Source organism: Clostridium sp. JNZ J1-5 (assembly GCF_053901425.1).
The window spans coordinates 1,312,115-1,324,167 of record NZ_CM132773.1; the positions used below are offsets into that span (position 1 = coordinate 1,312,115).

14 protein-coding genes and 1 other annotated feature are annotated in these 12,053 nt (G+C 31.4%); of the genes, 3 read left to right on the forward strand and 11 right to left on the reverse strand.

Annotated features, from left to right (window positions below; translation table 11 throughout):
• Positions 1–96: 96 nt before the first annotated feature.
• From ACWW38_RS06220 to ACWW38_RS06230, 3 genes are all read right to left on the reverse strand, one after another.
• On the reverse strand, positions 97–306 hold the full coding sequence (locus ACWW38_RS06220; RefSeq protein ID WP_456259936.1) for a hypothetical protein: 210 nt from the start codon (positions 304–306) through the stop codon (positions 97–99).
• 140 nt (positions 307–446) lie between these two features.
• Complete coding sequence (locus tag ACWW38_RS06225; protein WP_456259937.1) at positions 447–1,088, reverse strand: TetR/AcrR family transcriptional regulator; 642 nt, start codon at positions 1,086–1,088, stop codon at positions 447–449.
• Between the two features lie 310 nt (positions 1,089–1,398).
• A complete protein-coding gene (locus tag ACWW38_RS06230; protein WP_456259938.1) occupies positions 1,399–3,264 on the reverse strand; it encodes an alpha/beta hydrolase family protein in 1,866 nt (621 codons plus the stop codon).
• 189 nt (positions 3,265–3,453) lie between these two features.
• Between ACWW38_RS06230 and ACWW38_RS06235 the strand changes: the two genes are divergently transcribed.
• The gene (locus tag ACWW38_RS06235; protein WP_456259939.1) at positions 3,454–3,945 is read left to right on the forward strand and encodes a hypothetical protein; all 492 of its coding nucleotides are present in this window, start codon (positions 3,454–3,456) and stop codon (positions 3,943–3,945) included.
• A gap of 215 nt (positions 3,946–4,160) precedes the next feature.
• Here the strand turns inward: ACWW38_RS06235 and ACWW38_RS06240 are convergent, their stop codons facing one another.
• A complete protein-coding gene (locus ACWW38_RS06240) occupies positions 4,161–4,343 on the reverse strand; it encodes a GH3 family domain-containing protein (RefSeq protein ID WP_456260429.1) in 183 nt (60 codons plus the stop codon).
• Positions 4,344–4,406: 63 nt separating this feature from the next.
• On the reverse strand, positions 4,407–5,756 hold the full coding sequence (brnQ, locus tag ACWW38_RS06245; RefSeq protein ID WP_456259940.1) for a branched-chain amino acid transport system II carrier protein: 1,350 nt from the start codon (positions 5,754–5,756) through the stop codon (positions 4,407–4,409).
• Between the two features lie 118 nt (positions 5,757–5,874).
• Positions 5,875–6,132: a binding site (T-box leader), on the reverse strand.
• A 290-nt stretch (positions 6,133–6,422) separates the two neighbouring features.
• Here brnQ and ACWW38_RS06250 point away from each other — a divergent pair.
• Positions 6,423–7,847: a potassium/proton antiporter gene (locus ACWW38_RS06250; protein WP_456259941.1), complete on the forward strand. Its 1,425-nt coding sequence runs from the start codon at positions 6,423–6,425 to the stop codon at positions 7,845–7,847.
• Positions 7,848–7,968: 121 nt separating this feature from the next.
• On the opposite strand, the gene ACWW38_RS06255 is transcribed toward ACWW38_RS06250, so the two are convergent.
• The 4 genes from ACWW38_RS06255 to ACWW38_RS06270 all read right to left on the reverse strand — a co-directional run bounded on the left by ACWW38_RS06255 (position 7,969) and on the right by ACWW38_RS06270 (position 9,256).
• Positions 7,969–8,388 carry an MEDS domain-containing protein gene (locus ACWW38_RS06255; protein ID WP_456259942.1) on the reverse strand — a complete coding sequence of 140 codons (420 nt, stop codon included), beginning with the start codon at positions 8,386–8,388 and terminating at the stop codon, positions 7,969–7,971.
• Positions 8,389–8,403: 15 nt separating this feature from the next.
• Positions 8,404–8,703 carry a Spo0E family sporulation regulatory protein-aspartic acid phosphatase gene (locus ACWW38_RS06260; protein ID WP_456259943.1) on the reverse strand — a complete coding sequence of 100 codons (300 nt, stop codon included), beginning with the start codon at positions 8,701–8,703 and terminating at the stop codon, positions 8,404–8,406.
• 74 nt (positions 8,704–8,777) lie between these two features.
• Positions 8,778–8,900 carry a hypothetical protein gene (locus ACWW38_RS06265; RefSeq protein WP_456259944.1) on the reverse strand — a complete coding sequence of 41 codons (123 nt, stop codon included), beginning with the start codon at positions 8,898–8,900 and terminating at the stop codon, positions 8,778–8,780.
• Positions 8,901–8,914: 14 nt separating this feature from the next.
• Positions 8,915–9,256, reverse strand: a complete 342-nt coding sequence (locus ACWW38_RS06270; protein ID WP_456259945.1) for a winged helix-turn-helix transcriptional regulator — start codon at positions 9,254–9,256, stop codon at positions 8,915–8,917.
• A gap of 105 nt (positions 9,257–9,361) precedes the next feature.
• Between ACWW38_RS06270 and ACWW38_RS06275 the strand changes: the two genes are divergently transcribed.
• On the forward strand, positions 9,362–9,754 hold the full coding sequence (locus ACWW38_RS06275; RefSeq protein WP_456259946.1) for a RidA family protein: 393 nt from the start codon (positions 9,362–9,364) through the stop codon (positions 9,752–9,754).
• 214 nt (positions 9,755–9,968) lie between these two features.
• On the opposite strand, the gene ACWW38_RS06280 is transcribed toward ACWW38_RS06275, so the two are convergent.
• Positions 9,969–11,162 (reverse strand): anaerobic nitric oxide reductase flavorubredoxin, encoded by a 1,194-nt coding sequence (locus ACWW38_RS06280; protein ID WP_456259947.1) that lies wholly within the window; start codon positions 11,160–11,162, stop codon positions 9,969–9,971.
• An 18-nt stretch (positions 11,163–11,180) separates the two neighbouring features.
• On the reverse strand, positions 11,181–11,876 hold the full coding sequence (ric, locus tag ACWW38_RS06285; protein WP_456259948.1) for an iron-sulfur cluster repair di-iron protein: 696 nt from the start codon (positions 11,874–11,876) through the stop codon (positions 11,181–11,183).
• Positions 11,877–12,053: the final 177 nt, after the last annotated feature.

A 12,053-nucleotide genomic window follows, 5' to 3' on the forward strand; every position in this document is an offset into this window, starting at 1 on the left:
AAACATTGTGTTTTTAAAAGTTCATTATAATAGATTAACCCTATTTAAAATCTATTAGATTTTATTCTTTTCACAATACCTCTATATATTTTAATATTAGAAAAACATCTGTATAGCTCCACTAAGAATAGCTACTGTTCCAACTGCAATACTTATTGTTCCTATGTTGTTTTTCGATCTTTTACTAACGATGAAAGAAATTCCTAAAATAATTAGAACAATACCTATTATAATACTTAATGTGAATAATTGCGGTGCTAAACTATCTAATACTCCATCAATGAACTTTTCAATTTTTTGTTCCATGCTTATTTTACCTCCATTTAATTAAATTTGTGCATAAGAATTATCAAAATCTCATTTTTCCAAAACAATTGTTATACAGATATACATACATATATCTGTATGTATATCTACAAAAATAAGCTGCCATGTGGCAGTATATTTTAATTACAGACTTTTTTATGAAAAATTTCAAGGACTGTTATCAACTTGTCATCAATAATCGGCAAACCGATCCCATTAAGCAACTCCTGCAAGTGTTTTACCTTCTGCATATACTCTCCTGTATCTACTGAAAAAATAATTGGGCTAAGCCAAATATTTGTTAATATCATTAAAGTTTCAGCAGCTTGCTTAGGGTATTGAATTGAAAGAGACCCATCAGTTATCCCTTCTTCAATAAATCTTTGTATATCTGGCGCCCCGGATCTAATACATTCTTGCAATTGACTTGCAATAAGTTTTGGACTTCTTAATACAGATGGAATAGCTTTAATAGCATCTAATTGCTCCTCATTTGCAAAGGAAAGCAAAAATGCCATTTTAAGTTTTTCCAAACCGCTTAAACCAACCATTTTTTTAGTCTTTTCAAATGGATCATTTACAAAAGAAAGTTGTTTAAGTACAGCATCAATAATATCTTCTTTAGATTTGAAATGATGATAGAATGCACCTCTTGTTAAATCTCCCAGCTCATCAACGATATCTTGTATGGTTGTCTGTTCCCATCCTCTTTCAAGGAAAAGTTTGGTTGCAGTATCTAATATACGCTTTTCTGTAATCTCTGGATATTTATTACGCGGCAAAATATCACCCCTCTTTACATACATTTATATGTATGTATTTTAGTACTTATATTTACTTTTGTCAATATAGCTATTGTTTAATTTTGTAAATAGCAATTACTAAACATAGTTAAACAAAGGTCCTCAGTGTAATTAACTACATTGAGGACCTAAAAGTGTAGATATTACTGTATTTTACTATCTAAATTCTAGCAATTTCTAATAATGTTAATAACAAATAAAGTTTCTATTTTTCTAAATCTATTTAAGTTTACTACTAAAATTAAATCATAACTATACTTTCCTGCTGTGCTTCATAAGATAATCTGCATTAAAATGTTGTAGCAATCAAAGTGGCAGCGCCAAGAATTGTTGTAGTATTGGAACAGCTAATCATTGTTACAAACATAGCATTAATAATTCCTGCCAAATATGGATTGCGGGTTTTTTTGTAAATAATACGTGAAATAATGGCAGCAAGAAACAAAATCACAATTACAGTGAACAACCATATAGGTCCTATACGATCTCCTTCAGTAACCCTCCATACCTGGAATCCAGTACTAAAGAATGCAATATACTGAATTGCTACAATTACTATGCATCCCAAGGAGTTAAACAGACCAACTATTGCAATGTTACCCCAGCTTTTCTTCCCTCCTATTGAATTGTAGTTGAAGCAGTTAACTGAAATTGAATTAATCACATAAAAAATAAGAAATAGCGGTAAATATCGAAGTGCAATTAAAACTTTATCAGATTGAAATGCTTTTACGGCTAATACCCAAAAACGAAAATCTGTTTTAAAGAAATATTGTGCAAAAAATACTAAATTGAAGGAACATACAATAACAATAATAGAAAGCAGAATTGTTTTCCATACTTTTTCTCTATTAAGCACAATCCCCCTATCCTTGAGTGATAATCCATGCTTTTTACCATAAAATTTATATGATATTGTCATAACTATTACACTAAATATACCACAAACTGCAGACCATACGCCAATTGTAAGAGGCCCTGTTTGAGTGAAGATATTTGTTGTGTGAGAATAAACCAAAGCCATTATAATCAAAAAGCTGAAACCTGAAAATACTGCACTAATAAGTAGTCCCACCCAGAACCACATTAACCCTTTTTTATCTTTTATCACCGTTGCTTCTACTTCTTGTTCTGCCTTAAGAACACCAAAGTATTTTGTTTCTAACATAGCAATTGTAAAACTTATCATAAACATAAAGAATCCTACTAGACCCACTAGATTGAAAAGTGCTTTCCATTGCCAAACTTGCTGATTTCCTGAAATAGAATTTGGAGCACCTAAAGTTTTCTCAAAGAAATCAACAGCATAGGATACACCTTGTTTTGAAAAAGTAACCCAAGGGTGAATAAATGAAGGAGTATGGATAACACGAATGGCTTCGACACCATTAATGTTGCGAGTATAGTATTTTTCTGGCTCAGCCTTTCCCGAAAAAGTAGAAATATCCTCATTAAAGTTTAGAAACTTTTTGGCACCATAAGTTTGAATAAAATCTTTAGGGGCAGTAAGCATATTCCCTTCATTGTCATAGGTTCCAAAGTAAAAATCATCATGTTTACTTGCAATAATACCTACACTTCTATTTCCATAATCACCGCTATGATCTCCCCCACGATCATCCTGCCAGTCAGCAGCCTGAAGGAAAATAGATTTGATTAATGGGGCTTCCCTCTTATTGTCTATTTCCACAGCCATATTGCCAGCTGTACCTCCACTTGAATGTCCTGTAATTCCTATTCGACCTTTATCAACATATGGTAATGAAGCAATTAGCTGTACTCCGCCGTCAACTCCAACGGCACCATCATACAACTTGTCAGCAGGAAGACTTTCTGAATTGCCATGACTATGCATGTCTAAAGAAAGCACAACATAACCACGACGAGCAAGTTCCACAGTATATGCATCCTGCATTTCTTTGTTATTATACCATCCTTCTATAGTTATTACGGCTGGTGCTGGAATATCCTTTGTAGCTGTGACAGGTTTGTAGAGATAAGCACTTAATTGATGCCCTGATGGACTTTCCCAACTCATTTCCTTAATTGTAATGTTGCCCCATGAAGATTGTACCAAAGAAGCTCCTATCATACTAACCAAGCACAATACAATAGATACAGCAAGCACTTTAAAGGATTTGTTAGAATTTTTCATAAACAATTACTCCTCTTACCACATTAATTTTATATGTTAATATGTATATCTAATTCATAATTTATATGCCAAAATTTAACAAAAACATACCATTAAAAACAGTAATTTAGTTTGAAAAGACTATTAACATAAATTATTAAGAACTCATAATCTATATAGGATATAAATTTTAATAGGGATGGATGAAAAATGACAAAATTTCTATCTTTTAAAGGGACTATTACCACGATTAACGATTTTTTCATAGGTGGAAGTGATGGAGGTGAAGGATGTTATAAATTAATGTCTATAGAAAATGAATATGGGAATTTAGTAAATTTCATTGTGACACCAAGCACTTATTTTGTAGACCATATAACTGTGGAGCCAGGAGATATAGTAACTGGATTCTATGATGGAAATGCACCTGTTCCCCTCATTTTTCCACCACAGTATAATGCCATTGTAATGGCAGAAGATGAGTTATACCAAAATGTAAAAGTAGATTATTTTAATAATGAATTAGTGAGCAGTGATTATACATTGAAATTAAACATTGCCCCATCTACTCAGATAATACTTGAAAATGATCAAACCTTTACCAAAAACCCTGCAAATCGAAATCTAATTGTTGTCTATGGCGCTACCACAAAGAGTATACCAGCACAAACCACACCTTATAAAATTATTGTTATGTGTTAGATATTTGAAAGAAAAATTTTATTTACATGATTACTAAATTGCATATTATATTATTATAAAAAAATAAAGGTATTAAGATTTTCTCATCTTAATGCCTTTAGATTTTTTATCATGATAATGTAATGCTCTAATAGTAATACTTGCTAACTTTGATTAAGAAAGTTCATATACTCTTCTCTCCTTTAGCACTTCTCTCAATGTATTTTTTATAATCACTATAATTTAGGTATTGATACTAATCTTTTATAATCTTTTATTTCATTTATATTTTCAAAATTATACTTTTTCCCATATTTACTTTCTTTATTTACACTCAATGTTTCTCTTAAAATATCTCTATTTATTTCATCATCTTTTTTTAGATCTCTTTGAAAGCTATTATAATACTTTTTAGAAATTTATGTAAAAGGTAAATTTACAAGTGGCTTCATTATATTCATTCTATCATCCTCCCAGTATATCTATATTTTTTGTTTAATTTCTTTGGATTCCAGCATATATTTTTTCTCAAACCCTTTATTCCTTAGGTTTCCGTAAATAAATCCTGCTATTGCACCAACAGCTGCTGGGATAATCCAACCAAGTCCCTTTGAATAAAACGGCAGACTGTTAAGTATATTAACTTTTAATCCAAATTGTCCCAAGGCCTCTAATATACTAACAAAGGAAGTACATATCATTGTAAATAAATATACATAAGAATTTTCCTTTAAAAAATTATTAAAAAGTGCAAGTACCATAAGAACAATTGCCATTGGATATATAGCGGTCAAAGCCGGAACCGAAAATTTAAGTATTTGTGTCAATCCTACATTTGCAAATATCATGCTTGATATAGAGAGTATTGTAATCCAAGCTTTATATGAAACCTTAGGCATTAACTTTGCAAAATATTGACTGCAGGAGGTTAAAAGCCCTACTGATGTTGTTAAACAAGCAAGTGAAAATATTAACCCAAGTAATACAGAGCCCTTTTGTCCAAATAAATAAAATACTACATTTGTAAGTGTTTGAGCTCCATTTTCAGTTGCTCCAAACCTTGTCATTGAAGCAGCTCCCAAATATGCAAGCATTCCATATATGATTGTTAGAAATAATCCTGCTATGGCTCCTGACTTTATAGTATTGGATACAATCTTTTTCTCTTCTGTTACTCCCATTTCTTTCAAAGCAATAGAAATTACAATACCAAAATTAAGTGCTGCTATGGCATCCATAGTATTGTATCCTTCTAAAAATCCTTTAAGCAAAGGAAAATGTGCATAATCACCAATAGGTGCTGCAAATCCCCCTATTGGTTTAAACAAGCTAAATACAAATATACTTGCTATTAAAACCAATAGTGTAGGTGTTAAAACTTTTCCAAATCTATCTACCAGCTTGGAAGGTGATAAGCATAACCAAAAGGCTATTCCAAAATAAACTAAAGAATATATAAATAATGGCAGCCTGCTTCCACCTATGGTATTCGATAAAAATGGTGAAATACCCATTTCAAAGGCTAAGCTGGCCGCTCTCGGTATACCCAGGAAAGGCCCTATTGATAAATAAATCAATACAGTAAATGCAAAAGCAAATCTTGGATGTACACGGCTTGCCAGTATATTAAGCCCTCCTGCCTTAGCTACTACAGCAACTGCAAGTATAGGAAGCCCCACTGCTGAAATTAAAAATCCCCCCATTGCTGTTAACATATTCGTTCCTGCTAATTGTCCTAATTGCGGTGGAAATATTAAATTACCTGCACCAAAAAACATTGAAAATATCATTAAGCTTACAAATAACAACTTCTTTCTGTCCAACTTTTCCATACTAAAAACCCCCAATTTATTCTTTTTCTTTTATGGCTACTAATCCTAATATCAATATCACTTTCCATAGCCATTCCCCCTTTGTTGATTATTTTAAAAATAAAAAACCCGTCCCCATATAAGGGACGAGTTATGCTCGCGTTACCACCCTGATTCTATAAATTAACATACAAAAATTAATTTATAACACTCATCAACGTACATTATAATACGTGTTCCTTTTAACGGTGGACTACCTGCATTGCTTACTAAAATAAATTTCAGCTCTGCTTCTCAGAGATGATTTTCAACTAATCTTTGAACATTGGCTCTCAGCATAATGCCAACTCTCTGTGGAACAATAAAATAGTATACTTTTTCTCTTCATAGAATTTATATATTAACTTGTTGTGTCTATATTTTTTATATCATTTATTATACTCATTGTCAATAATTCAATTTCAACATAAACAAATATTCAAAACCCTATACCTTAACGCAAATATCTATAGTTCTGCGTAAAAGTTATACCTCCTAATCTTTTGTACCTAGCATGTACTAATCATTTAAACTTTTTGTAAATATTTAAGGTTAGTAAAATATAAATGTTAATATTATGATATTATATAATATGCATTTGCCATGCTTAACAAAGGCATAGAATTTTCAGAAGGGGGTATAAGGTTTATGGCTAAGATTCTATTATTATTTGGTATAATACTTATAATCTCTGTGCTTTCAAGTAAGTTGTTGTATAAATATGGTGTACCTACATTATTGATTTTTTTAACTTTAGGAATGCTTTTAGGTTCCGATGGACTAGGTGGAATATACTTTGATAACTCAATATTAACTCAACAAATATCAACTATTGGACTAGTTTTTATTATGTTCTATGGTGGCTTCGGTCTTAACTGGAAAACAGCAAAACCTATAGCAATTCAATCCATATTGTTATCAACTATAGGCGTTGCTCTTACTGCATTGTTAGTTGGAATTTTCTCATATTATATTTTGGATATTACATTCATTGAAGGTATGTTGCTCGGCTCAATTGTCTCTTCTACAGATGCTGCCTCTGTATTTTCTATCTTAAGGTCTAAAAAATTAAGTTTAAAAGATGGTCTAGCCTCTATGCTTGAAATGGAAAGCGGCAGCAATGACCCTATGGCATATATGTTAACTATAGTTATGATTTCAATATTAACAAATACCGGCCAACAATCAATAATAGTACTTATTTCAAAACAAATTATTTTCGGTTCAATTATTGGTTTTATTGTTGCTGAAGTGTCTATATTAATTTTAAAACATGTTCCATTTGAAATCGATGGTTTGTATCCAATATTTATTATATCTATTATACTTCTTGGGTACTCAATAAGTGAGTATATTGGCGGTAACGGATTCTTGTCAGTATATATAATTGGGATAATTGTTGGTAATAAGAAAATCCCACATAAAATAAGTATGGTGCATTTTTTTGATGGGATATCATGGCTTATGCAGATTGCGCTGTTTTTTACATTAGGATTATTAGTTTTTCCTTCACAGCTCCCATCAGTTTTTGTGAATGGACTATCAATTGCTATATTTATGGTTATTGTAGCACGACCTATTGCTGTTATGAGCATACTAAGTTGGTTTAAAATCCCACTTAAACATCAAATATTCGTGTCCTGGGTTGGCCTTAGAGGGGCAGCCTCTATAGTTTTTGCAACCTACGCCATGACAAATCAACTTCACATTGCCAACGATATATTCAACACTGTTTTTTTTATTTCTCTATTTTCTCTTGTTGTTCAAGGAACTTTAATTCCAAAAATTGCTAAAAAGTTAGATTTAGTTGAAAGCGGGTCATCAATTTATAAAACCTTTAATGATTTCCAGGATGAAGTGCATACTGAGTTATTGGAATTTTATATTGATAACAATTGCTCCTGGGTGAACAACACCCTAATGGAAGCCAATATACCAGAAGAGGTACTTGTTGTTATGATAAAAAGAAAGGGTGAAATAGTAATACCAAAAGGTTCATCTACCATTAAATCAGGAGATACCTTAGTTCTTGCTGCAAATAATCATGATATACTTAATAATATGTTTAAGTAAATTAATAAATAGTTGCTAAAAAGGTTATATAATAATTGCACCATTTTTAATTATAATATAGCCTTTTATACAAACTATTTTTGATAATAATTAGTATTGTTAAAAAATTTTATCTTAATCATTAGCTTATTTCTTCTAAACTTAAATTCTTTAAAACATAAGAATGTGTATCTAATGATTTATTTATTACATATTCATTAATAAGCTTCCCTTCATGTATATAATCATAAGCATCATATATACAAAGCAAAGAAACTTTTGTATCGTTTAAAGCTGCATTTAAATTAACTTCCCAATCTAAAAAATCTTTTTCCGAAGTAGATTGAATAGCATAAGAAGGCTGTCCAATCCATCTAATACCACTATATTTTTTAACTTTATCTTCTAAAGAAATTTTGCCAACTCTTTCTTTTAATTTAATTAAGCCACCATATTTATTAACCATAATTAATTCTTTTACTGGTTTAAACTCAATTCCATTAACAGGTACATTATTAGCTTTTAAAAATTTTATTAATTTACTATATAAATTTTCCTGCATAGATATATAAATTAATTAATTATTATTGATACCTTCTTTTATATAAAAGTACATACTAGTAAAAAGATGTTCTTGTCCATAATAATAAAAAGCTGAATGTGTGCCAAATATATCTTTTAGCTTTAATTTACATGGATTATTTAATTGTTTTCCACAAAATATACAACCACATACTAAATTATCAAGAAACTGACTTAAATTAATTACTTCATCATCTAATAAATTATGATTCTTTTCAACTATAATATTATTCAATTTCTCCTTAAGATCTTCTATATTAGATTTAAGATTACAATTGCCACATAAAAAATTCACAATACCACATGCCTTGAGAGTACAATCATGATGTCGCAGGGAGATGGTACCCCCTTGGTGGCTAAATACTTTTCTTACTTCCAATCTATTATATTATATTTGTCCATAAGATTCTGTGCTAATTTTGTGCCTTCCTTAATAATTGCAACTGACTTAGAACGACGACTCCCCTGCCTTATATAATCTTCCTCATCCAACCTATACTGAACTTTTAATTATTTCGATTTTTTGCTCCCCACTCACACAACGCTTCCAAAACTGGTAATAAAGTTTCTGCTTTATCTGTCAGACTGTACTCTACTTTAGGAGGGATTTGAGGATACTCTTTCCGTTTCACCAAACCATCCGCTTCCAATTCTTTTAATTGAGAACTCAATATTTTAAAAGTAATAGTTCCTATTTGTCTTTTCAGTTCATTAAAGCGAACTGGTTGTTTTTCTGCTAAAAGGTAAATAATAACCATTTTCCATTTACCGCCAATCACTGACATTGTATAACCAAAAGGTGTATCTTGAATATTTTTAACTTTACCATTAAAATCAGCCATACCCATACTTACACTATCCTTTCGAATAGTACCTTTCAATAAAGTGCGTACTATTTATTTATTTGAGCTTAGTATATACTAAGCTTACTTTAAAGTAAAGGAGTGATAATTATGGATAATACTAGAACCTACAGTCACGGTCTTCCATGGGAAGACGAACACGGCATCGCACAAGGCTACTGCGTTAACGGCACCATATATATCTCTGGTCAATTCTCACATGATATGCAGGGCACGTTTGTTGGCGAGGGCGATATCGAGGTACAGACCAGGCAAACGCTAGAGAATCTCGATGGCGTACTGGCGGGATTTGGTGCTACCAGGTCGAACATCGCTGAGATAGAGATATTTCTGACAAACCCACAAGAACATTTTGAAAAGTGCATCAGTATTTTTAAGGAGTATGTGGGTGACCATCGACCAGCCGGCACCCTCGTCGGTGTGTCTAGTATGGCGTTCCCTGACCAGCTGATTGAAATTCGTGCAGTTGCACACATTGACTAACTCAGTTACAGTGGTCAACGAGGTGCCAGGATATCAGTCATCGAAAAGGCATGAGTGCTATTAGCACAAATTAAAAGAGTCGTTGCCAAGAATACAAAACATTATAAAAGGGAGTGTTGCAAAACTAACTTTTCTAGTTAGGACGCAGCACATCCTTTGTTTTTTGGATAAAAAATAAGGTATCAAAAGCCGTGCCCTGTTGATTTACTGGATTTTATGGGTTATTAGCGTACTTTATTATTCTTCCGAACTCTTTGCACCTGTTTAATCCATCTTCATCTGGATTCCACAATTCTCTTATTCCTTCATTTACTATCTCAAAACCAGCCTTATTTAATTCTTCACTAATAATTTTTACTGATTCGCCGCTCCAGCCATAACTGCCAAAGGCTGCCCCTTTCTTTTCCTTGAAACCAAGTCCTTTAATCATCTCCAATATTGCAGCTGTTGAGGATAATATTCCTTTATTTATTGTTGATGAGCCAACAATCACCATCTTTGATTTAAATACTTCAGTAATAATATCATTTTTATCATTTTTCGAAGAATTAAAAATCTTTATTATAATATCTTTATTTGAGCTTTTTATGCCTTCTGCTATGGCTTCAGCCATCCTTCTTGTGCCGTTCCACATTGTATCATAAATTATTGTAATCTGATTTTCCTGATAATCCTTTGCCCACTCCATATACTTATTAACTATTTGTAATGGATTATCCCTCCATATTATTCCGTGACTAGGACAAATCATATTAACCGGTAAATTAAAACTCAATACCTCTTCTATCTTCTTTACAACGAACTTGCTAAATGGAGTTAAAATATTTGCATAATATTTTATTGCCTCCTGAAACAATTCTTCTTGATCAGCTTTGTCATTGTACATCAACTCTGAAGCATAATGCTGCCCAAAGGCATCATTGCTGAATAGAATATTTTCACCCGATAAATATGTAAACATAGTATCTGGCCAATGAAGCATTTTTGCTTCTACAAAGGTTAGTTTATTTTTACCTATATCTAGTGTGTCGCCAGTCTTTACCTCTACAAAATTCCAATCCTTATGATAATGCCCCTTTAATAATTTAGCACCACTTTTTGTACAATAAATTGGGGTATTAGGTATCTCATTCATTAAATCTATAAGTGCACCACTATGATCACTTTCAGAGTGGTTCATGATTATATAATCAATTTTATTTAAATCAATTTCCTCTTTTAAATTAGCTATAAATTCTTTAGAGAATGGTTGCCAAACTGTATCAATTAATACTGTCTTTTCATCTTTAATTAAATACGAATTATATGAAGAACCTTTATGTGTAGAGTATTCTTCACCATGAAATGTTCTTAACTCCCAATCAATCTTTCCAACCCAGGTTACTGTATCACTGATCTTAAATGACATGAATATTACCCCTCCAATTTATATATTTTTAAATAAGATATTGTTTTCAAGATGGATATGCTGGAATGTATCTAGTTCCAACTCCCTTAGTTTTTTATAAGTTAATTCAAAGGTTTTACAAGCATCCTTTGGAGCAATATAATGTTCTGTAACTTCTCTTAGTTCTTTAATTATATCTCCTGCACCTGTATGCTCCTTATCCAATTCATTCAAAAGATTTAGTACCTTTTCTTTATTATAGTTACTTTTTTCTGTTTCATATTCTTTTATAATAGGAAATAGTAGCTCTTCTTCTTTTACTAAGTGTTCCTCAAGTTCTGTTCTTAAAGTATTAAATAGTTTATGAACCTTAAAAAGTTCTTCATGCCTTTTACCATGTACTTTTAATATCTTAAAAGCAAGATCACTTATTTTAGGTAGTTCTTCTTTTAAATATGCGTGGTGTGTACCTTCAATATAATCTACAAGTTTGCTTGGTTTTTCCTTTACCCAATCTGTAAATTCTTCACTTTTTTCTTGAAACTCCTTAAATCTCTCATTTAACAAAGCTAATATTTTATTTTCATCAAGATTTTGCTCTTTTATAGCTTCTATTAATGGTCTATTTCCTCCACAACAAAAATCTATTCTATACTCTAAAAACAAATTACTTGCCCCTGGAAAAACAGTTACAATATCTCCTATTTTATCTGATACCTTAAAATTACTAATCATAATAACCCTCCTTCTATTTCTTTTATTTTTAACTTATAAATAAATTATGTATTTTAAGTTTAAAGCTCATTTGTTTGGTTATAGAGATTTGATTTTAGGATATAAATACATATCCGCTCTATAGGTTCTATTTACGAATAATTTTATTATCTCCTTACTCTCTTTTAAAAATCCATC